Raw genomic sequence first — 22903 nt, forward strand, 5'->3', positions numbered from 1 at the left:
TTTAGTCTTCTACAATACGATTGAAATGACGATAGGCATGATTAGTGGCAACACGACCTCTTGGTGTACGCTGAATAAACCCTTGCTGTATTAAATAAGGCTCTAACACATCTTCAATGGTTTCTCGCTCTTCACCAATAGCGGCCGCAAGGTTATCTAATCCCACCGGGCCACCCATAAATTTATCAATGATGGCAAAAAGTAATTTACGATCTAAATAGTCAAAACCCGCAGCATCTACATTTAACATATCAAGTGCTTTAGAGGCGGTATCCTCATCGATGGCTCCATTACCTTTGACCTGTGCAAAGTCTCGTACTCGGCGCAACAATCGATTAGTAATACGTGGTGTACCGCGTGAACGCATTGCAATTTGACGTGCTCCTTCATCTGTCATCTCTAATCCCATAAAGCTGGCACTGCGAGACACAATGTGTTGGAGATCGTCAACATTATAAAACTCAAGACGTTGCACAATACCAAAACGATCACGCAAAGGTGATGTTAAAGAGCCAGCTCTTGTGGTTGCTCCCACTAAAGTAAATGGCGGTAGATCAATTTTAATTGAACGTGCGGCAGGCCCTTCACCAATCATAATATCGAGTTGGTAATCTTCCATCGCAGGATAAAGGATTTCTTCAACCACCGGAGAAAGCCGATGAATTTCATCAATAAACAGTACGTCATGAGGCTCAAGGTTAGTTAGCATTGCGGCTAAATCTCCTGCTTTTTCAAGCACAGGCCCTGATGTCGTACGCAAATTAACCCCCATTTCATTAGCAATTATATTTGCCAATGTGGTTTTACCTAATCCGGGAGGGCCAAAAATAAGCAAATGGTCGAGTGCATCATGACGTAATTTAGCCGCCTGAATAAAAATCTCCATCTGTTCACGAACTTGTGGTTGCCCAACATATTCGGCAAGAGATTTAGGGCGAATAGCCCTATCTATTATTTCTTCTTCAGGTTGTTGAATTTCTGCTGAAATCAGGCGATCTGCTTCAATCACAATGTGTTACTCCTAAATAGCCGCGCGCAATGCTTCTTTGATAAGCGTTTCACTATCTGAACCCAGTTTTGCTACTTTACTGATCATTTTTGCTGCTTCTTGTGGTTTATAACCCAATGCGATTAATGCAGCCGAAGCTTCAGCTTCAATATCAGCCACTTTTGGTGCTTTAGGCGAAGCACTTTCTGGTAATTCAATATCGCTATTTTCGAATAAATCACCATTAAGACCCTTAAAGCGGTCTTTCATTTCAACCACTAAACGTTCTGCTGTTTTCTTACCTACGCCCGGTAATTTTACTAATGAAGTGATAGATTCATTTTCAATGGCGGTCACAAATTGGCGAGCAGACATACCAGATAAAATGGCTAAAGCGAGTTTAGGTCCCACACCATTGACTTTGATTAATTCACGAAAAAGTGCGCGCTCTTGTTTTTGGTTAAAACCATAAAGTAATTGTGCATCTTCGCGTACAATAAATTGCGTATAGATAATGGCTTCTTGGCCAATATCAGGCAGTTCATAAAAACAGGTCATTGGCATATTAATTTCATAACCTACACCATTACCTGCCTCGATCAGCACCACTGGTGGCTGTTTTTCAAGAATAATTCCTCTGATACGACCTATCACCCTAACGCCTCCGCAAATATATTTACGCCAAGTTTATAACATAAAAAAAGCTGGACGTATATCCAGCCTGTGAAAAACCAAAGACATTTACCAAGATAACAACTTATCTTAATCGACCTCGCGTTAAAACTAATCGAGGATCACCCACACGTAATAAATTTTGGTTAAAGTGGCAATGTGTAATAGCAATTGCCAAGGCATCGGCGGCATCTGATTGTGGTGCAGCGGATAGCTTTAATATTGAACGCACCATATGTTGCACTTGGCTTTTTTCAGCAGCGCCTGTACCCACAACCGTTTGTTTAACTTGGCGAGCTGCATATTCAAAAACAGGTAAATCGTTATTTACTGCAGCCAGTATCGCCACACCTCGTGCTTGCCCTAGTTTTAATGCAGAATCCGCATTTTTAGCCATAAACACTTGTTCAACCGCAAACACATCTGGCGAAAATTGCGTAATTATTTCGCTAACACCTGCATAAATACGTTTAAGTCGATTAGGAAGGTCGGGAACTTGTGTGCGAATACAACCACTTCCCAAATAGATAAGTTGTCGCCCTTGTTGTCGAATTACACCATAGCCTGTAACACGCGAACCGGGGTCTATACCTAGAATGATAGCCATATCAATTCCTGTTGCCGATATGGTCGATGGCGAGAGAAAAGAGCAAAAAAATCTGCTCTGCTCTTCTCTTCGCACTTTTTAATAACAGCAATCAAAACTGTTATTTTCGATAATCGTTATAACGATTACAGGATATCTTCCAGTTGTTTTGCAACTTCATCAGAGATATCACCGTTGTGATACACTTCCTGCACGTCATCACTGTCTTCTAACATATCAATAAGACGCATTAGTTTTGGTGCTGTTTCAATATCCAATTCTGCTTTTGTTGATGGGATCATGGAAACTTCTGCAGCTTCAGCGACAAAACCAGCCGCATCCATTGCATCTTTCACTTCACCAAATGATTCTGGTGTAGTGTAAACATCTATAGCGCCATCATCATAAGTTTCAACGTCATCCGCACCTGCTTCTAATGCAGCTTCCATCACAGCATCTTCATCAACACCTGGTGCGTAAGAAATTACACCTTTTTTGGTGAAAAGATAAGAAACTGAACCATCCGTTCCTAAGTTACCCCCTGTTTTGGTAAATGCATGGCGAACATCGGAAACAGTACGGTTACGATTATCACTTAAGCATTCAACCATCACAGCAGTACCCGCAGGGCCATAGCCTTCATAGATGATAGTTTCCATATTATCATTTTCATCATTACCCACACCGCGTGCAATCGCACGGTTTAAGGTGTCACGAGTCATGTTGTTTGATAATGCTTTATCAACTGCCGCACGTAAACGTGGGTTAGTTGCAGGATCACCACCACCTAAACGTGCTGCTGTAACTAATTCACGGATGATTTTAGTGAAAATTTTACCGCGTTTTGCATCTTGCGCTGCTTTACGGTGTTTTGTATTGGCCCATTTACTATGACCTGCCATGAAAATATCTCCAAACGTGGTCTAATCATTAAATAACAAATTCTTCAATCGCTTGCTGATTACTGGTGGATTTTGTTAATTTTGCCGCCAGTGGTGCGTCGAGCCATTGGTATTGAGAATGTTCAGTTAGCACAAGTTCTCGCTCTGCGGGCAGTGCTAACGTAAACCAATGTTCCTGACAATGTGTCACATCGGGTGCATAACGATGCCGAAAATGTGCAAAAATTTCAAAAAGGACTGAGCGATGACAATCCACCAGCTCAAGATTTTCTTTTATGATATCAATTCCAACTTCTTCTTGCACTTCACGTAACGCAGTTTGAAAAGGCGCTTCGTTCTCTTCTAAACTACCTGTCACCGATTGCCAAAAATCCGGATCATCTCGACGCTTAAGCATAAGCACCCGTTTGGTCTCTTTTGCATAAATAACAACTAAAACGGATATCGGGCGCTTATATTTCATTATTTACTCTTTATCTTCGCTAACTTCTTTTTGAGTTACCGCAATTGCTAGCTCTTTTAAAGAATCAGCATTAGCAAAACTTGGTGCGTTAGTCATTAAGCACGCTGCCGCTGTTGTTTTAGGGAATGCAATAACATCACGGATATTATCAGTTCCAGTTAGCAGCATCACTAAACGGTCTAAACCAAAGGCTAAACCTGCATGTGGCGGTGTACCAAATTTAAGTGCATCTAATAAGAAACCGAATTTCTCTTGTTGCTCATCTGGCGAAATACCTAAAATACTAAATACCGCTTGTTGCATTTCATTACGGTGAATACGCACAGAGCCACCACCAACTTCATAACCGTTGATAACCATATCGTAAGCATTTGCCACCGCACCCACTGGGTGTGCTGTTAATTCTGCTGGAGAGAGATCTTTCGGCGAAGTAAATGGATGGTGCATTGCACTTAAACTACCCGTTTCTTCATCTTCTTCAAACATTGGGAAGTCGATAACCCATAATGGTTTCCATGCATTTAAGTCTGTCAGTTCAAGATCACGACCCACTTTCAAACGCAGAGCACCCATTGCATCACTCATAGTGCCTTTACGGCCTGCACCAAAGAAGATTAAATCGCCATCAGTTGCACCCGTTGTTTCTAAAATGGCGTTAACAACATCATTAGTTAGGAATTTAGCAATTGGGCTTTGTACACCTTCAATGCCTTTAGCACTTTCGTTGACTTTCATCCACGCAAGGCCTTTAGCGCCGTAAATACCAACAAATTGTGTATACTCATCGATATTTTTACGAGTTAATGATGCGCCACCTGGCACACGCAATGCGATAACTCGGCATTTTTCATCATTGGCGGCTTGTGCAAATACACTGAACTCAACATCTTTGACTAAATCAGCAATGTCTTTGAGTTCCATTGGGTTACGTAAATCAGGTTTGTCTGAACCATAACGACGCATTGCTTCAGCAAAGGTCATAACAGGGAATGCACCTAAATCAACATTAAGAATATCTAACCATAATGCGTGGATCATGCGCTCCATCACTTCGCGCACTTGATCTGCACTCATGAAAGAGGTTTCAACATCGATTTGTGTAAATTCAGGCTGACGGTCAGCACGCAAGTCTTCATCACGGAAGCATTTTACGATTTGATAGTAACGATCAAAGCCAGACATCATTAACAGCTGTTTAAAAAGCTGTGGTGATTGTGGTAATGCGTAAAATTTGCCTTTATGTACACGACTTGGCACTAAATAGTCACGCGCACCTTCTGGTGTTGCTTTTGTCAGCATCGGGGTTTCAACATCAAGGAAACCTTCACCATCCATAAAACGGCGAACGAAGCTTGTGATTTTAGCACGGGTTTTTAAACGATCAGACATTTCAGGGCGACGCAGGTCTAAATAACGATAAGTTAAACGACGCTCTTCAGTATTTGTTTGATTGCTATCTAACGGTAATGGCTCTGAACGGTTAAAAATAGACAGAGATTCTGCCGCTAACTCAATTTCACCTGTTGCCATATTTTTGTTAACTTGGCTATCAGGGCGAGCGCGTACTGTTCCTGTGACTTGAATACAAAATTCATTACGCAGTTCTGATGCCTGAGAAAATGCCTCTTTCTGCTCTGGGTCAAAGAAGACTTGAACAATACCTTCGCGATCTCGCATATCAATAAAGATAAGTCCACCTAAGTCACGGCGACGGTTAACCCAACCACAAAGAGTCACTTTTTGGCCCACATGGGCACTATTCAACTGCCCACAATAATTAGTACGCATACAATATCCTTTTACTCAGCTTGTTGTGCTTTCTGCTGCGGAAATTTTGGCAATAGTCTTTTTCGAGTAGTGTCAAAAAAAAGGCAGACATTATAACGAAAATTCTTCCTAGAGATAAGAGTATAGACCTAGTTTATATGATACATCTTTTCAAGGATTTGCTAATCCCCAAACAATTAATTAATAATAATTATTTATAGCGACAGAAGTCGCTTTGAGGTTTATCATTAAATTCGCCGTTTTTTGGCTTTGGCAATGGAGAAAAGATGGTTAGCTCGCTTTATATCGTACTGGGCGCACTATTATTGATTAAATTGTCCCTCAATGTTGTAAAACTCAGAACACAATATCGGGTTGCTTATGGTGATGGTGGCTTTTATGAATTACAAACAGCCATCCGTGTTCACGGCAATGCGGTAGAATATATTCCTATTTCTATGATCTTATTGCTGGTCATGGAAATGAATGGTGCTTTTGTTTGGATGGTACACATCTGTGGCTCAATTTTAATCGCAGGTCGCTTTTTACACTCTTATGGATTAAAACACCGTGAACTTCGTTGGCGTCGTTCAGGCATGGCAGCCACTTATTTATCAATGGTATTGATGATCATTGCTAATATTTATTTCCTTCCTTGGATACAAATCTTTTCCTTTTATTACTAAGTCCTCGCGGGAATAATATGATCATCCATGATCAAAACCGACATCCTTGCTGTTGTGTCTAATAACGGCAAGGTATCAAAAAGGTTTATTTATTTTTTCCAATTTATTTCTAAATAATGCAACTTTGTGAGCACCGTCGCTTCTGGTAGAATGCTTGCTTCTTTTATCCCTTAAACCTATTTTAGTTATGTCGAATTCAAAATCATCACAACAAGACAGCTTATTTGCGACACCTATTGCAAACCTTGGTGACTGGCGCTTTGATGAAAAAGTCGCTGAAGTATTTCCTGATATGATAAAACGCTCGGTACCTGGTTATTCAAATATCATCTCTATGATTGGTATGCTTGCAGGTCGCTTTGTTACACCTAATAGCCAAGTCTATGATTTAGGCTGTTCTTTAGGTGCAGCAACCCTTTCTATGCGTCGCAATATTAATGTGACAGGCTGCAAAATTATTGGTGTTGATAATTCACCCGCTATGGTAGAGCGTTGTCAACGCCATATTGATGCCTATAAAGCAGATACCCCCGTCGATATTATCGAAGGTGATATTCTTGATATTGAGATCACTAATGCCTCAATGGTAGTGCTTAACTTCACCTTACAATTCTTAGCACCGAGCGATCGCCAAATATTATTAAACCGCATTTACCAAGGCCTTAACCCTGGTGGTGTGTTAGTACTTTCTGAAAAATTCAGTTTTGAAGATAAAGAAATTGGTGAATTGTTGTTTAATATGCACCATGATTTCAAACGCGCTAACGGTTACAGCGAATTAGAAATTAGCCAAAAACGTAGCATGTTAGAAAATGTTATGCTGACAGACTCTGTCGAAACCCATAAAACTCGCTTACATAATGCAGGTTTCCCTCATGCAGAAGTTTGGTTCCAATGTTTTAATTTCGGCTCTCTTTTAGCGATTAAAGGCAATAACTAATGATTAATTTTGGCTCGTTCTATCAACTTATTGCGCAAGATGAGCGCTTATTTCATTGGTTAGATACATTACCGGCTCAATTATCAGAATGGCGCTCAAACGCGTTACACGGTCACTTTTCTTCATGGGAAAGAATGCTCGATGGTTTGCCAGAAATAATCCCTACAGAACTTGATTTAAAAAATGGAGTAATTGCCAATAAAACGCCTACATTAAGTGCAGGCGAACAACTGGGTTTAAATAATATTCTGAAATCCTTAATGCCATGGCGAAAAGGCCCTTTCTCTCTTTATGGGGTCGATATTGATACAGAGTGGCGTTCAGATTGGAAATGGGAGCGTGTTTTACCTCACCTTTCCCCTCTTGAAGGCCGTTTAGTGTTGGATGTAGGTTGTGGCAGTGGTTATCACATGTGGCGAATGCTAGGTGAAGGGGCTGAGTTTGTTGTGGGGATCGACCCTACTCAACTTTTCTTATGCCAATTTGAAGCTGTCAGAAAATTATTAGGAAATGATCAACGTGCACATTTAATTCCTGTTGGTATTGAACAAATGCCAGAATTAAAAGCCTTTGATACCGTATTCTCGATGGGCGTGCTTTATCATCGTCGTTCACCGCTTGATCATTTATGGCAATTAAAAAATCAATTGGTTTCGGGCGGTGAATTAGTATTAGAAAGCCTCGTTGTTGATGGTGATGAATTTCAATGTCTGCTCCCAGGTGAACGTTATGCACAAATGCGTAACGTATACTTTATTCCATCAGCAAAAATGCTAAAGGTTTGGCTAGAAAAATGTGGTTTTAAAGATGTACGTATTGTCGATGAAAACACAACCTCTCTGGATGAACAGCGTAAAACAGATTGGATGATAACAGATTCATTAGATGCGTTCTTAGATGCTGATGATAAAACAAAAACGGTTGAAGGTTATCCGGCACCTAAGCGTGCGATATTAATTGCCACTAAGCCTTAATCTTTTATTGTGATCTAAAGGGATATCAAGTTATTAAATATCCCTTTCTTTCATAATATTCATCTTGTTTTTTATTAAAGACATCTTATACGTCCTCTTATTTGCAGATGAACGATTAAAGAAAATTATGGCAAAGACACCAAAGAGCAAAGTTGCAACCCAAAAGGAAATAACACAAAAAAAACAACACGCTCTTTTACAAAAGAATAAGCGTCAGCAATATGATGATCCTATTTTTTCGTCCTTTGTAGAAACCACATCAGCAAAATATCTCCCACTAACACCATTACAACGTGGGGTACAATTCTTTTTTTCATTATTTGACTACACCACACAACTTTTATATATCGTTTTTATTATTACCGTTTGGTGGTTTCCTGAACATTTCTCAGTTCAAACAATTTATAATCTAACCGTTTTATTTTTATTTGAGTTTATTCTCGTGCACTCAGGTGTTTTTATGGCTGCATTTGCTCGTACTAAGCTTGTTTTTGCCCTTATTCCCTTTTATGGAATATTTGCACTTATTATCAATAGTATGATTATGGGTGATGAAAACCTGATTATTTGGCTCTATGCTGTGATTGTTGCCAATCGAATTATCAATGGTTACCAAGTAAAAACTAAAGAAGAAATGGGGAAGAATTTATTCTATTCTGCACTATTAGTTTTAAATTTTATGCTATGCCTTTTTTCTGTCATGATTTTTAAGTTTTTAGTCCCTTATGGTGGATTAACGCCCCAATATTTAAATAAAATTGACTATCTTTATTTAATTCCACAACACAGCGATTATTTTAATTTTCCACATATTGGTATGGCTTACGGCGCTCTATTTTATGGTATACCTTTAGCTTGTATTACCTACATTAATATATTATCAATTTATAAACGTATAATGTTCAAAATAAAAACTCGTAAAATAAGAACCACACGCAGATAACCTTATTCGGCGCTTGTTGTTCATCTTTATTCATGCTTAAATACGCGCGTTATCTATCCAATTACTTCTCTTTTTAAAAAGGCACTTCCCTACGATGAACTAAATTCTGCCAGAAAATTTCTCAAATACCTTTTTGGTATTCATTTTCTGTTACTGGCAGACAATAATTTATTTCGTCGCATCTAGAAAAAGATCTCGGCTGTCTGCCACCTATTTCGCTTAGGAGGTATTACTATGACAATAGCCTGTCACTTCTCACAACTTACTATCGAATTTAATCAAGAGCGCCTTTTTCCACCATTAACTCGTTCGTTGGCTCGTCAGCAAAATGCATTAATCGGTCATAATGGTAAAGGAAAATCCATACTACTAAGATTATTGGCACAAAAAATAACGCCTTCATCTGGGCAAGTTGATTGGAATATGCCTTTTGTTCACGTTGATCAATTAACCCGGTTGCAAGGCGATACTCTTGCTCAAGCGTTAGATATTCATGAAATTTATCATGCATTCCAACGCGTTGATGCAGGTATTGCGACATTAGAAGATATTGAGTTACTTGATGGCAAATGGCAGCTTCCTGTTACGTGGCAGAATTTATTAGATTCAGCACAACTCCCTGTCGTATTAGATACCCCTATTGCGAATTTAAGTGGCGGAGAACAAACACGTTTAGCACTTTGTCGCGCTTTTTTATGCGAGGAAAGTTTTCTACTCTTAGATGAGCCAGATAATCATCTTGATTATCAAGGACAACAGTGGCTAATAAAACAGTTGGCTCAGCACAAAGCAGGCTCTCTTATTGTTAGTCATAATCGAAACTTACTCACTTATGCCGACACTACTTTAGAGTTAAGTGAAAAAGGTTTATCTGAATATGGTGGAAATTATGCTTTATATGAAACACAAAAAAGCGCAGAAATAGCATCGTTGGAAGCCGTAAGTGATCGACTAAACAGCCAAATTAAAAATGAAAAACGCCAACAACAAGCTACCTTGCAAAAAGCAACGCAACGTAAACGCCAAGGTGAATCAATCAGACAAAGTGGCTCTCAGTGCCTACTTCTGCTAGATATGCAAAAAAATAGAGCAGAGCAACGCCAATCGGCAGTGGCAAAACGGCATCAGCGTGTAATAGAAGATATGCAATCTAAAAAACAAGGTGTTGATGAAGAAAAAGTGCATGTTCATCAGCAAAAAATAGTATTGAATTACCAAAGTGATGGGTATCGTTTAAATGTATTTGTGGATAATCTTCAGCTTCCGTATGGTTATCAGCGCCCTATTTCATTTTCAGCTTACAGTAATGAGCATTGGCATATTAAAGGTAAAAATGGATGTGGAAAATCGACATTATTAAAATGTCTGATCCAACAATTTAGCCCACTCTCTGGTGAGTTTCGTCTTAATAAAGACTTTTGTTATCTTGATCAGCATCTTGCTTTGCTTGATAAAACATTGCCTGTTGCACAGGCGTTGCACCAATATCAACCCGCTATTTCTATCGAGCAATGGCGAACACGGCTGGGTATGTTAAGGATCAGAGGTGATAAGTCATTACTCCCTCTAGAAAAACTAAGCGGTGGCGAACAATTAAAAGCAACGTTATTAGCTTTAACACACAGTCCTATTCCTCCTGCGGTATTATTGCTTGATGAACCAGATAACCACCTTGATATTGACTCCAAACAATTATTGGAAAATTTACTCGTTGAATATCAAGGTACATTATTACTGGTTTCCCATGATGAAGCCTTTGTTGAACGTTGCGGTATAACACATACCTTAGTATTAGATGAGATTGCATAAAAAAACTGCGCTATAAAAGGCGCAGTTTTAAAATCTGTCACTAAAGCTAATTAAAACTAAGAAGCTAATGGCGTATAAATACTCATAATATCTTTCATCGCTTCAACGGTATCTTCATCCACACAATAATGGGTAAACTCATCAACTTCACTGTCTGAGCTCATTGTGACACCTGCTTTACGATAAATCATGGTTGAGGGCGCGACCTTACCCGCAGAACTATGTATTTCTTTTAAACCTGCATCTAAGAATTTTTGGATATTACTTAATCTTACGCCAGCTCCTGCCATAATGACCGGACCTTGTGTTTTTTCATTTAATGTTCGTAATAAAGGTAAACCTAATTCCGCATTCGCCTGCTGGCCTGATGTTAAAATACGAGAAACACCTAACTGTGTCAGTTGTTCTAACCCTAATAATGGATTAATACACATATCAAAAGCACGATGGAAAGTAATAGCTAAAGGGCCAGCAAGCTCCATTAGAATTTCCATTTTAGGCAAATCAATATGTCCTTCTTCATTTAATAAACCAACAACGGCGCCTGGAAACCCCATATCACGAATTAGGCTAATATCATTTTTCATTGCCGAAAAATCAGCTTGTGTGTAACAAAAATCTCCCCCTCGAGGGCGAATAATAGGATGAACGGGAATACGAACCAGATCTCTGACTTGTCTTAGCATTCCAAAGCTTGGCGTAATGCCGCCTTCTGATGGACTAGTGCATAGCTCAATTCTGTCCGCACCTGCTCGTTCTGCCACCAGCGCACACTCTGCGCCAAAACAACAAATCTCCAACGTAGCCATATCATCCCTCTTTATCCTTAATACAGAAAGTAATCAGAAAATAAATATCATTTCTCAGCGATTACTAACAATAGTTGTCGAATATCTCTATTCATTCAATTCCACTATCAGAGTTTTGTGCTGACACAAGCAAACTATTTTCTGAAAGTGTCGTTCAACACTCACTTTGTACAATTTCAAGTAACGAATAAGGATGATATTTCACTGTCACTTTACTATTAGAAATAGCCACCGTGGGATTGGGCAAGCGTTCTTTTTCACCTTTAGGTTCACTGATTTTCAAGCTAATACCCTCCGGCAAAGGAGATGGTAAAAATGACATAACGTTATTAACTAAATCAGAAGGCTCAACAGGGATCACTTGCTCAATATGCTCCCAACCTTGGTATTTATATATTTTATGGGTGGGGAATGGTAATTCAACAATGGAAACAGCTTGATTTAAAACCGTTAATGGCATGTCTAATTGAAAAAGATAAATTGGACGTCCGTTAATAATATTATCAGAAATACACTTTCCACATTGACTAAGGCCTTTTCGCCATTGTTCAGCCAATGTTAAATCGTGACAACGTAACGAAATATGGTCAATAAGATAAAGTGTGAAATTTAAACCTAACTGATTGGCAAGCTGTGTCATTTTTTCTTCAAACTGTGGAAGCTCGTGAGTTAAATCATTTAATTGAGGGATTGAAGAAAATAACGCCATTTTGAGTAACCTTAATGAAAAAACAGAGAAAAAACCTTAAAGATAAGGTGCAGATGGTAGCATGTTCTAGCCGGAATATGTTATAAATTCAAGGTTAATCCTAATTCTTTATAATAAACCTGTCAGGCTTTTGTCGTCAGGTTTTATTTTCTCAATAATTTAAGGTAACCCGGTGAATATTCAGGCTTTTCTTTCAGAAAAAATCAGTGTGGCAATGTGTGCTGCTGGCGCACCCGCTGATAGCGAACCACTTGTCCGCCAGTCAGCCAAAGTGCAATTTGGTGACTATCAGGCAAATGGTGTCATGGGAGCAGCAAAAAAAATGGGGATCCCACCCCGACAACTCGCAGAGAAAATTCTGGAACAGCTTGATATTACAGGTATTGCAGATAAAGTTGAAATCGCGGGCCCTGGTTTTATCAATATCTTCTTATCGCCACTATGGGTTGCAAAGCAAGCAGAAGACGCATTAGTTGATGAACATCTGAATGTAACATCTGTTACACCTCAAACTATTGTTATTGATTATTCTTCTCCAAACGTTGCAAAACAAATGCATGTCGGCCACTTACGCTCTACGATTATTGGTGATGCAAGTGCGCGTACATTATCTTTCTTAGGTCATAACGTTATTCGTGCTAATCACCTCGGTGATTGGGGTACGCAATTTGGTATGTTAATTGCGTATTTAGAGAAAAAACAAAACGAAAATGCCGCAGATATGGCGTTATCTGATCTCGAAGAGTTCTATCGTGAAGCAAAAAAATGCTATGACGAAGATGAAGTCTTTGCAGAGCGCGCGCGTAATTATGTTGTGAAATTACAAGGCGGTGATGAGTATTGCCGTACAATGTGGCGCAAACTTGTTGATATCACAATGCAACAAAACCAAGTGACTTATCAGCGTCTTAACGTCACATTAACCGAAGATGACATTATGGGTGAAAGCCTTTATAACCCAATGTTGCCTGGTATTGTTGCTGACCTAAAAGCAAAAGGCCTTGCTGTAGAAAGTGAAGGTGCAACGGTTGTTTTCCTTGATGAATATAAAAACAAGGAAGGCGAACCTATGGGTGTTATCGTTCAGAAAAAAGACGGTGGCTACCTTTATACAACAACCGATATTGCTTGTGCTAAATATCGTCACGAAAATCTACACGCTGACCGTGTTCTCTATTATATCGACTCTCGCCAACATCAGCATTTAATGCAAGCATGGACAATTGTCCGTAAAGCAGGTTATATCCCTGATTCAATGTCACTTGAACACCATATGTTCGGCATGATGTTAGGTAAAGACGGTCGTCCATTTAAAACACGTTCTGGCGGTACTATCCGTTTAACGGATTTACTCGATGAAGCGCAAGAAAGAGCCCGTACATTAATTGCTGAAAAAAATCCAGATATGGATAAAGACGAATTAAATAATGTTGCTCGCGTTGTCGGTATTGGTGCTGTGAAATACGCTGACTTATCTAAAAACCGCACAACAGATTACATCTTCGATTGGGATCTGATGTTAAGTTTTGAAGGTAATACCGCACCTTATATGCAATATGCTTATACTCGCGTTGCTTCAATCTTTAAACGTGCTGAAATTGATGAAAACACATTAACTCAGCCGATCACATTAGTACAATCTCATGAAAAACAACTTGCATTACGTTTAGTGCAATTTGATGAGACCATCATGCAAGTTGCTCGTGAAGGAACTCCTCATGTGATGTGTGCTTATCTCTACGATCTGGCACAAGCCTTCTCTGGTTTTTATGAAAATTGCCCTATCTTATCTGCTGAAGATGAAAACACTCGCCAAAGCCGTCTAAAACTGGCGCGTTTGACCGCGAGAACCTTAAAACAAGGTTTAGATACTTTAGGGATTGAAACAGTCGATAGAATGTAATTAGCTTAAGCTCGCAAATTACAGAAACAAAAAACCGATGGCATTTGACCATCGGTTTTTTTGTACATTCATTATTTATTCGATATAGCTAGAAAACACTTCAAACAATCACTCAATCTAACTTCCAATGCTACTTAGTCATTAATCTTCATTAGCCGTTATAACATCCTGACACAATAGTCCTCTGATATCTTTTGCTTCAATCCAACCATCAACACTATCTATTGGCTTGCTTGGGCTATAAAAGCGGTCGTTAACGTCTTTAGCTGTAAATGACAATTGCTCATTCGTTTTATCAAAGACACCCACACAGTTAACTGGCGTTAATTTTGAAGTGTTAATTTTTCCATCAGCAGTACAACCAGCAAGAAATAACGTAGCTAATGATACAGAAATGATAATTGCTTTTTTCATAGTAGCTCCTTGACACTCTTTTATTTTTATTTTTACTAAAAACCATCTAATTGATTATTTAGTAGTCTTTAAACTAGAAATATCTAATAGTTTATAACTGCCTTGAGTATAGCGAACATATAGAGAAATATTTGAGTTATTGAGCTATTAATGAAAAAAATAAGAACTATTGCGAAGGATTTGAAAAGAGAGGGAAAAACAGAAAACAATGGCGGATAAATGAAAACAATAATTAGTGTACCATACCGAATTACCAGTAATCTAATTATCTAATAATAATAGATTTAATATTAATTTCATTATTCACGCGACTTATTGTTTACTGCTTATCCCCAGCAATCGTATTACCTATTTGAAGCGCAGACAAAATAGATATGATCACTTTCAGTAGTACTGAACGATAACAAGCAAATAACTTTACAGTCACGGTTAATCTACCTGAATAAAGAAATAATAATATGTCTTAAATCAAAAAAATCAAATATTTTAAAATATACTGCAATATTTTGAAATATTTGTAATATCTCATCATTAAGTAAGAAATATTTAACAGATGTGTCATTTTTTAAACCTAAACAATACCAGAGAGTTTATCTAAAAAAAGATAATTCGTCAAACCGTAAGTGCTTAGAATATAGCGTCTATTTTTTTACTTTATGTAGAATAACAGTATAGGTAAACAAATTGTCTAAAGATATTCGGTATGAATAATGATTAGATTATTTTATGTATTTAGCTTGAAAAACGCTTTCCAATGCCGAAAAACTGTATAAATCATTCAGAAATTGGAAAAAAAATTTAATAAAAAAATAATGAAGAAAAAAAATTTCTGCGTTTTTTTTATTCTATTTTTCTTTTTGGATGACATTGAGATAATCTAACTAAATACCAAAAATGTGATCAATGTTGCATTATAAATAGTCTAGAAATAGAGAAAGGTTCTAAATGAGAGGATTGGCACTGATAAAAATATTGTTAATTTAAACCTCCCTGCTTTTATACAAAAAGCAGGGAGCGTATTTTATGAACTATAAAGCACGTAATGAAAAATGACGAGGTCTAAAACCTAATACAAACAAGGCCACAAAATAACTGCCAGCCCCAACCACAACGACGAGTAATAGACGTAAAATACGCATAAGCATACTTCCGATATCCCAGCTTGGCATGATCCATAACATTCCAACTAACACAGCCCCCATTACCACCAACGCAATTGTTAGTTTTAATAAAAAGACTGGCCACCCCGCCAAAGGTTGATAAATATCTTTTTTACGTATTTGCCAAAATAGCATTGAGGCATTAAAACAAGCTGCAATACCAATCGAAAGTGCAAGGCCAACGTGTTTTAAGCTACCAACAAATGCGAGATTCATTAATTGTGTCAGTATTAGTGTTGCGATAGCAATTTTTACAGGCGTTTTAATATCCTGTCGAGAATAGAAACCAGGCGCTAAGATTTTTATGATAATAAGGCCCATCAACCCAACACAATAAGCAATTAACGCTTGTTGTGTCATTAACGCATCATGAGCATTAAAATTACCGTACTGGAATAAAGATGCCGTTAACGGCCCTGATAATACAGCTAAACCAATCGTACAAGGTAGTGCTAATAAAAAGCACAGTCTTAATCCCCAATCCATCAATTTTCTATATTCTTCAGTATTACCACTAGCAAAACTCTTCGATAATGAAGGTAATAAAATAGTGCCTAATGCAACCCCTAACACTCCTGTCGGTAGCTCCATAAGACGATCAGCATAATACATCCAAGAAACCGACCCTGACACTAAGAAAGAAGCAAAAATTGTATTGATAATTAAGGATATTTGGCTAACTGAAACACCTAAAATAGCAGGCCCCATTAATTTTAAAACACGCCAAACACCACTGTTTTTAAATGAGACTCTAGGTAGTACAAGCATACCGATTTTTTTCAAATGCGGTAATTGATAACCAAGTTGTAATATTCCTCCAGCAACAACCGCCCATGCCAATGCCATAATTGGTGGATTACAATAAGGTGCAACAACCAAAGCAAAAAATATCATACTGACATTAAGTAATGTTGGTGCAAAAGCAGGTACTGAAAAACGGTTCCATGTATTTAAAATAGAGCCCGTTAATGAAGCCAAAGAAATAAGAAAAATATAAGGAAAGGTTATTCGTAATAAATCAGTCGTAAGTTGAAATTTATCTGGTGAGCTACTAAAACCTGGCGCAGTGACATAAATGACCCATGGTGCAGCAATAATACCAATCACCGTAACGACAGCAAGGATCAGTGTTAGCATACCTGAAACATAAGCAATAAAAGTACGTGTTGCTTCATCACCTTGCTGACTTTTATATTCAGCTAATATTGGCACAAAGGCTTGAGAAAATGCCCCTTCTGCAAAAATACGACGAAGTAAATTCGGTAATTTAAACGCAACAAAAAAAGCATCAGTTGCCATACCTGCGCCAAAAATACGCGCAATGATTGCATCACGAATGAATCCTAAGACCCGTGAAAACATAGTCATGGAACTCACTGCGGCCAGTGATTTAAGTAAATTCATAAAGTTATTCTAATTTTTGTTGAATGGAATAAAAAGAAAGGGACTATACTCCGTCTCTAACATCGAAAAATCAATCATCAATTGGCTAAAAATAAACAGTTTCAACTTACTTTTAGCTAATTCTAATAAGAGAAAAACACCTATGATTTATGGCCTAGCTAATATTTTTCTCAACATTATTTCTAACATAGTTTGATTATCACTTTCATTAAACTCAGGATCGATAATATTTCTCCCCATAGAACCATCTGCAATCACAAATAACCATGTAGCCATTTTTTCAGGCTCTAATCGCGGATCAATTTGCCCTTTTTTAATACCGTTTTCTAACATGGCAATCAAACGTTGTTTATTGTTTCTTTCATTTTCAATGAAAATTTCGTGAATACTCGCATTGCGTGAAGCTTCAGCAAAAATCTCAATACTAATGCGTGCGTACTCTGGATGATTATAAAGCGCTATAATCTCTATCATTAAACCAATAACTGCTTGAATGCTCTCTTCTTGCGCTTCATAACGACAAAAAATCTTATCAAAAAGCTGTGCATCATCTAACGCAATAGCTTCAATAATCGCATTTTTATTGGGAAAATAATGAAATACATTTCCGGGGCTCATCCCTGCTTCATGACAAATTTCTGCTGTTGATGTGGAATGAAAACCTTTTACGGCAAAGCAACGCATTGCAGCATCAATTATGTGCTTCATTTTTGCTTTTTGTTTTTCAGTCGCTGTCTTGTTCATAACCTAAAAATCTCTGGACAAAATAAATTAGACTGATTAGTCTAGAGCAAAATAGACCAAACAGTCTAAAAATTAACCCTATTATTGCAGAGTAACGATATCATGCAATTACTTAATGAACACTTTCAGCTTCGTGTTGCAGAGCCTTCAGATATTCCTGAAATTATTCAGTTATTTACACAAGCTTTCCATTTTAAATTGAATGCTTTTAATATTGATAGCACTAATCCTAACCAACGTCAGCAATTAGAAGCCATTTGGAATACGCTAGCGCGTAAAAAGAATAGCCAACAGTTTGTTGTCACCGAGAATGAAAAAATAATTGCAACATTTTGTTTAGTCACAAAAGAAACTCAATTTATGTCAAATTCTTTTGCTAAAACACCCTTCTCTAATTATTGGCGCTATGGCATAGCCCATTATATTAAGCAAAAAATTTTCTTTTCATTATTTGATTATACGCCAAAAGAAAATGAAGTTTATTTAGCTCATATTGCTGTTTTATCCACTTATCAAGGCCATGGTATCGCTTATGCAATACTTCAATGGATAGCGCAATACAGTAAAAATATTCTGAAAAAAATATATTTATCACTTTATGTGGATATTCATCATAAAGGCGCTCTTTATTTATACCAAAAAGATGGGTTTTATATTGAGAGAAAAGAATCATTGTGCCTGACACAATCTATTTTTCATATTCAACACTGGTATTATATGTTGAAAAAAATCAACTAAAGGCAAATTCAATATCACTATTAGCATCAATATATTGGTTAAAAGCACTGAAAAAACAAGGTATCGCTATAATTATAAACAGTGCTTTATCCTTAACAACAAGGGCTATTTATCGTTTGAAGTAAGTGCGTGTTGTTAATGCGGTTAATACATGATCACGCCATTCTTGGTTTATTTGCAGATAATTTTTTGCATACCCCTCACGTTCAAAACCATGTTTCGCCAATAAATTACCACTGCGTAAATTATGAGGCATATAATTCGCCATAATACGATGCATACCTTGTTGGCGTTGCATATAACGTAACGTTTCAGTTAATGCCTCAGACATATAACCTTTACCTTGCCATTTTTCACCTACAGAATAACCTAAAAAACAGGCATTAAAGGCACCGCGCATAACATTACTGTAATTAGCCACTCCAATAATTTCATCTTCCGTTGGTGTTAACAACAAAAAATGAAAGGCACTTTCTTGTCGATGTAATTCGTTCATATATTGCAAACGATGTTCCCAACCGGAAGGCAAATAGTGTGTTTTATCTCTTAATGGTTCCCATGGAATTAAAAAACGACGATTTAATGTGTAATAATCAGCCAACCTTTCCGCATCTCGTTCATAAGCTAAACGAATTATCATTCTTGTCGTTTCGAAACGAATTTTAGGAACTCCACCACGATAACCAAACATTGCGATCCCATTATCCTTTGATATAAATAAGTCTAATTCTGAAGTAACTCTTCTTATTCTGCCACTAACCTTAATAAAAAAATATCATCTTTAATTTACTATGAATTATGCACATTTAGAGACAGAATAGTCGAAGAAATAAATTATTTCGTTCCCCTCTTATTTTATTTAAATTATTTGCTTATTGATGGTGAGTAATGGCACTGGTAACACAAGCCCGTACCTTGGGTAAATATTTCCTCCTAATTGACAATATGTTAGTTGTCTTGGGTTTTTTCGTCGTTTTTCCTCTGATTTCCATCCGTTTCGTCGAACAATTGGGTTGGGCTGGTGTTATTGTCGGTTTTGCATTAGGGCTTAGACAATTAGTCCAGCAAGGCCTAGGTATTTTTGGTGGCGCCATCGCAGACCGCTTTGGTGCAAAACCAATGATAATAACTGGAATGTTATTACGTGCTTTAGGTTTTGCTTTAATGGCAATGGCAGATCAACCGTGGATACTTTGGTTATCTTGCATTTTATCTGCATTAGGGGGAACGTTATTTGATCCACCTCGTACAGCACTAGTTATTAAATTAACCAGACCTTATGAACGTGGCCGTTTTTATTCTTTATTATTAATGCAAGATAGTGCTGGAGCCGTTATTGGGGCGCTGATTGGTAGTTGGTTATTATTATATGATTTTCATTTAGTGTGCTGGGTTGGCGCAGGTGTTTTTGTTATTGCTGCTTTATTTAATGCTTGGTTACTACCTGCTTACCGTATATCTACAACCAGAACACCGATTAAAGAAGGACTAAATCGCGTATTATTGGATAAACGCTTTGTCAGTTATGTCTTAACGTTAACAGGTTATTTTATATTGTCTGTTCAAGTCATGTTGATGTTCCCTATTATCGTTAACGATATTGCAGGTACTCCGACCGCAGTAAAATGGATGTATGCCATTGAAGCATTACTCTCCTTAACCTTACTCTATCCTATTGCGCGCTGGAGTGAAAAACGTTTCAAATTGGAACAACGTTTAATGGCCGGATTATTCTTAATGAGCATCAGTATGTTTCCTGTTGGAATGATCCATTCATTACAAGGCATTTTCTTAATTATTGGTTTATTTTATCTCGGCACGATCACCGCAGAGCCTGCGCGTGAAACATTAAGTGCCTCACTGGCTGATCCTCGCGCTCGTGGTAGTTATATGGGATTTAGTCGCTTAGGTTTAGCCTTTGGTGGCGCAATCGGATATACCAGTGGTGGATGGATGTACGATTTAGGTAACCAATTTGATATGCCTGAATTACCTTGGTTCTTATTAGGTACAGTAGGATTAATAACACTTTACGCACTACACCGCCAATTTAATCGTAAAAAAATAGAAACAGCCATGCTTACTCCTTAGATATCAGGTAAACTTTTAGTTATCAATGATCAAGGAGTGTTTATGAAAGCTATTTTTCTAACAACCATATTATTACTAACAAGCTTTATCGTGGGTTGTGATCAGCTAAAGCAATTTGATGTAAGTGAAAATTTGATTAATGACTATATTAGCCAAAAAACAAATCTTCAAAAACACATTGGTGAAGATGAGGTTGTCTCCGCTGATATTAAGTTAAGTAATCTTTCAATCCAAATTGGTCGTACAGAGCCGGGTAAAATTAACCTTTCAGGTACTGCCGATCTAAAAATTAATTCATTTTTTGGTAAAACAAGTGCCAAAGTTGATCTTACATTATCAGGTCAACCTTCTTATCAAGCCGATCAAGGTGCGATATATATAAAAGACATGACTATTGATAGCTATAAAGTATCACCAGAAAAAATGGATGCTGTCGTTGTAGCATTAAAACCTTATTTAGATACCACCATTGCAACGTATTTTGATAATCACCCTGTTTATGTCCTTGATCCTAAGAAAAATAGCGCTGAATCTGCGGCATTTAAACTGGCAAAAGGCATTGAAGTTAAACCGGGTAAATTCGTGATCCAACTCTAATAGTTACGTGAGTTGATTAAAAATATTTATCGTCATTAATGAGAAAGGCAAACCTAATGGTTTGCCTTTTTTATGAATAGTAAAATACCTTTGCAAAGAAAATAAGACATTACTCTGCTTCGGTGCCTTCACCCTCTTCATCATCAGAAAGCTCTTCACGTAATGCCGATAACGCACCACGCGCAATTGCGGCTAATGTACGATAAAAACCACTTGTTGCGTGAGCTTCTACTTTACCAAGAAATGCCCCAGCCCAAGGTAATAAATATTCATCAAATAGTTGTATTTGGGCTAATACTTCATCTTCTGCTGAATTATCTTCCAGCCATGACGCAGCAAGTAATAAAGCACCAAAACTGTCTGTTGCATTATCAGTAACAGGCATACCTCTTGCAACTAAGAATTGACGAACATCGTCTTCTTTAATTTCTTCATAATCATGAGCATAAATAGATACAGCAGGAGCCTCTCCACCAAAAAGAGATTGGTGATCCGCTTCAACAATAGCCAAATCTTTGACACTATTTTTTAATGTGTTAAATAATTCATCTTGCTCCAATGGCCATAACTGGCTCAACTTTCCTTCATCAATCATTTTAATAATTGGCGCTAAAATAGGATCATTTGGGGCACGTTGAAATAATGTGCCTAAAAGTCGGCAAACTATTGAGAATTCATTCATTGTATTTTTTATCCTAAAAAGTTTCGCGTTATTGTGCGTTTAACAACAAGAAAATCAACTTTTTTCTTTTTTATGATTATAAGTATTAATTTAGCCAAAGGGAGCTTTTAAAACAGAAAAAGCGCGCTCTTAATAATTAAGCTTTTGCTTAATATAAGAAACGCGCCTAATCCCATGCTACTTATCTTTTAAAACAGTTTTATTATAACGACTTTAAAACTCTTTTATGACAACAGCGTTTTTGTTGCATTAGTTAACTTGCAATATCAAGAAAATTATCTCTTACACCATTCACACGAAACCACCCGGCAATACTCACACGCTCTTTATTAGTAGGGAGCACTTCATGAGGGAATTGTTCTGAAAGGAAAACAACTAAACGCCCTCCTTTGGGTGCAATTGTCGCAAGTTCGTTATCCTTTAAATCATAAATAACTAACTCGCCACCATCTTCAGTTGTCCAATCCTCATTAAGATATAACACTGTGGTTAAACGTCGAGTCACATTTTCTTTAAAAGCATCAAGATGTTTTTTATAAAATGCTCCTTTTTCATAACATGCAAAATGTGCTTCGTATTCAAAAAGCCCTAAATAAAATTCTCGATTAACAGCGCGTTGAATAGACTCCATTTGCATTAAATAATGTTGTACTGGTTCACCCATTTCTGGCTCTAGCCAACTTATTTTATCGCTACGTATTGTTGTTTCTGCTTGACGATTTTCATGACGACCAATACGAGCTTGTTGTGCATTATCACCAAAACAAGTGCGTAGTTGTTGAACAGCTTCTGGTGTGAGGAAATCATCCCATACACACCATCCTTTATCTGCTATTTGCTCAAGAAGCTCTGTTATATTCATTAGGCATATTGTCTGATAAACATGGGAAACTACTTTATATCACCAAGCTAGCTAAAATGA

The 22903-nt window shown here is 37.5% G+C and carries 23 protein-coding genes; 9 read left to right on the top strand and 14 right to left on the bottom strand.

Features of this window, described 5'->3' with window-relative positions; all coding sequences use genetic code 11:
- Window position 1 precedes the first annotated feature (1 nt).
- From ruvB to aspS, 6 genes are all read right to left on the bottom strand, one after another.
- Window positions 2-1009, bottom strand: a complete 1008-nt coding sequence (gene ruvB, locus GTH24_RS10175; protein WP_072068210.1) for a Holliday junction branch migration DNA helicase RuvB — start codon at window positions 1007-1009, stop codon at window positions 2-4.
- Between the two features lie 12 nt (window positions 1010-1021).
- Complete coding sequence (gene ruvA, locus GTH24_RS10180; protein WP_115349830.1) at window positions 1022-1642, bottom strand: Holliday junction branch migration protein RuvA; 621 nt, start codon at window positions 1640-1642, stop codon at window positions 1022-1024.
- Between the two features lie 103 nt (window positions 1643-1745).
- Entirely contained in the window at window positions 1746-2267 is a 522-nt protein-coding gene (gene ruvC, locus GTH24_RS10185) for a crossover junction endodeoxyribonuclease RuvC (RefSeq protein WP_006536599.1), read from the bottom strand.
- Window positions 2268-2392: 125 nt separating this feature from the next.
- Window positions 2393-3148, bottom strand: coding sequence for a YebC/PmpR family DNA-binding transcriptional regulator (locus GTH24_RS10190; RefSeq protein WP_072068212.1), 756 nt, complete (start codon window positions 3146-3148; stop codon window positions 2393-2395).
- Window positions 3149-3176: 28 nt separating this feature from the next.
- A complete protein-coding gene (gene nudB / locus GTH24_RS10195) occupies window positions 3177-3611 on the bottom strand; it encodes a dihydroneopterin triphosphate diphosphatase (protein WP_072068213.1) in 435 nt (144 codons plus the stop codon).
- A 3-nt stretch (window positions 3612-3614) separates the two neighbouring features.
- Window positions 3615-5399, bottom strand: a complete 1785-nt coding sequence (aspS, locus tag GTH24_RS10200) for an aspartate--tRNA ligase (RefSeq protein ID WP_164526363.1) — start codon at window positions 5397-5399, stop codon at window positions 3615-3617.
- Between the two features lie 266 nt (window positions 5400-5665).
- Here aspS and GTH24_RS10205 point away from each other — a divergent pair, with 266 nt between their 5' ends.
- From GTH24_RS10205 to GTH24_RS10225, 5 genes are all read left to right on the top strand, one after another.
- The gene (locus GTH24_RS10205; protein WP_023582071.1) at window positions 5666-6064 is read left to right on the top strand and encodes an MAPEG family protein; all 399 of its coding nucleotides are present in this window, start codon (window positions 5666-5668) and stop codon (window positions 6062-6064) included.
- Between the two features lie 187 nt (window positions 6065-6251).
- Complete coding sequence (gene cmoA, locus GTH24_RS10210) at window positions 6252-7004, top strand: carboxy-S-adenosyl-L-methionine synthase CmoA (RefSeq protein ID WP_072068469.1); 753 nt, start codon at window positions 6252-6254, stop codon at window positions 7002-7004.
- On the top strand, window positions 7004-7978 hold the full coding sequence (cmoB, locus tag GTH24_RS10215) for a tRNA 5-methoxyuridine(34)/uridine 5-oxyacetic acid(34) synthase CmoB (protein ID WP_072068215.1): 975 nt from the start codon (window positions 7004-7006) through the stop codon (window positions 7976-7978). The genes cmoA and cmoB overlap by 1 nt, the downstream gene beginning before the upstream one ends.
- Window positions 7979-8042: 64 nt before the next feature.
- Entirely contained in the window at window positions 8043-8921 is an 879-nt protein-coding gene (locus GTH24_RS10220; protein WP_164526364.1) for a hypothetical protein, read from the top strand.
- Between the two features lie 234 nt (window positions 8922-9155).
- The gene (locus tag GTH24_RS10225; RefSeq protein ID WP_164526365.1) at window positions 9156-10730 is read left to right on the top strand and encodes an ATP-binding cassette domain-containing protein; all 1575 of its coding nucleotides are present in this window, start codon (window positions 9156-9158) and stop codon (window positions 10728-10730) included.
- A gap of 56 nt (window positions 10731-10786) precedes the next feature.
- Here the strand turns inward: GTH24_RS10225 and cutC are convergent, their stop codons facing one another.
- Both cutC and GTH24_RS10235 read right to left on the bottom strand, forming a co-directional pair.
- On the bottom strand, window positions 10787-11539 hold the full coding sequence (cutC, locus tag GTH24_RS10230) for a copper homeostasis protein CutC (RefSeq protein ID WP_072068218.1): 753 nt from the start codon (window positions 11537-11539) through the stop codon (window positions 10787-10789).
- A 154-nt stretch (window positions 11540-11693) separates the two neighbouring features.
- Window positions 11694-12248 (bottom strand): VOC family protein, encoded by a 555-nt coding sequence (locus GTH24_RS10235; RefSeq protein WP_072068219.1) that lies wholly within the window; start codon window positions 12246-12248, stop codon window positions 11694-11696.
- A gap of 172 nt (window positions 12249-12420) precedes the next feature.
- Between GTH24_RS10235 and argS the strand changes: the two genes are divergently transcribed.
- Window positions 12421-14151: an arginine--tRNA ligase gene (argS, locus tag GTH24_RS10240; protein WP_072068220.1), complete on the top strand. Its 1731-nt coding sequence runs from the start codon at window positions 12421-12423 to the stop codon at window positions 14149-14151.
- Between the two features lie 141 nt (window positions 14152-14292).
- On the opposite strand, the gene GTH24_RS10245 is transcribed toward argS, so the two are convergent.
- From GTH24_RS10245 to GTH24_RS10255, 3 genes are all read right to left on the bottom strand, one after another.
- Complete coding sequence (locus GTH24_RS10245) at window positions 14293-14565, bottom strand: hypothetical protein (RefSeq protein ID WP_072068221.1); 273 nt, start codon at window positions 14563-14565, stop codon at window positions 14293-14295.
- Between the two features lie 1028 nt (window positions 14566-15593).
- Window positions 15594-17129 carry a murein biosynthesis integral membrane protein MurJ gene (murJ, locus tag GTH24_RS10250; protein ID WP_072068222.1) on the bottom strand — a complete coding sequence of 512 codons (1536 nt, stop codon included), beginning with the start codon at window positions 17127-17129 and terminating at the stop codon, window positions 15594-15596.
- Window positions 17130-17276: 147 nt separating this feature from the next.
- Window positions 17277-17873: a TetR/AcrR family transcriptional regulator gene (locus tag GTH24_RS10255; RefSeq protein ID WP_072068223.1), complete on the bottom strand. Its 597-nt coding sequence runs from the start codon at window positions 17871-17873 to the stop codon at window positions 17277-17279.
- 102 nt (window positions 17874-17975) lie between these two features.
- Here GTH24_RS10255 and GTH24_RS10260 point away from each other — a divergent pair, with 102 nt between their 5' ends.
- Complete coding sequence (locus GTH24_RS10260) at window positions 17976-18611, top strand: GNAT family N-acetyltransferase (protein ID WP_072068224.1); 636 nt, start codon at window positions 17976-17978, stop codon at window positions 18609-18611.
- Window positions 18612-18720: 109 nt separating this feature from the next.
- On the opposite strand, the gene rimJ is transcribed toward GTH24_RS10260, so the two are convergent.
- On the bottom strand, window positions 18721-19302 hold the full coding sequence (gene rimJ / locus GTH24_RS10265; protein ID WP_072068225.1) for a ribosomal protein S5-alanine N-acetyltransferase: 582 nt from the start codon (window positions 19300-19302) through the stop codon (window positions 18721-18723).
- 197 nt (window positions 19303-19499) lie between these two features.
- On the opposite strand from rimJ, the gene mdtH reads away from it, so the two are divergent.
- Complete coding sequence (gene mdtH, locus GTH24_RS10270) at window positions 19500-20702, top strand: multidrug efflux MFS transporter MdtH (RefSeq protein ID WP_164526366.1); 1203 nt, start codon at window positions 19500-19502, stop codon at window positions 20700-20702.
- 42 nt (window positions 20703-20744) lie between these two features.
- A complete protein-coding gene (locus GTH24_RS10275; RefSeq protein WP_072068227.1) occupies window positions 20745-21299 on the top strand; it encodes a lipoprotein in 555 nt (184 codons plus the stop codon).
- Window positions 21300-21408: 109 nt separating this feature from the next.
- On the opposite strand, the gene GTH24_RS10280 is transcribed toward GTH24_RS10275, so the two are convergent.
- Window positions 21409-21981, bottom strand: coding sequence for a TorD/DmsD family molecular chaperone (locus GTH24_RS10280; protein ID WP_072068228.1), 573 nt, complete (start codon window positions 21979-21981; stop codon window positions 21409-21411).
- A 253-nt stretch (window positions 21982-22234) separates the two neighbouring features.
- Window positions 22235-22843 carry a 2OG-Fe(II) oxygenase gene (locus GTH24_RS10285; protein ID WP_072068229.1) on the bottom strand — a complete coding sequence of 203 codons (609 nt, stop codon included), beginning with the start codon at window positions 22841-22843 and terminating at the stop codon, window positions 22235-22237.
- Between the last annotated feature and the right edge of the window lie 60 nt (window positions 22844-22903).

The organism is Proteus vulgaris (assembly GCF_011045815.1).
GTDB classification, from domain to species: Bacteria; Pseudomonadota; Gammaproteobacteria; order Enterobacterales; family Enterobacteriaceae; genus Proteus; species Proteus vulgaris_B.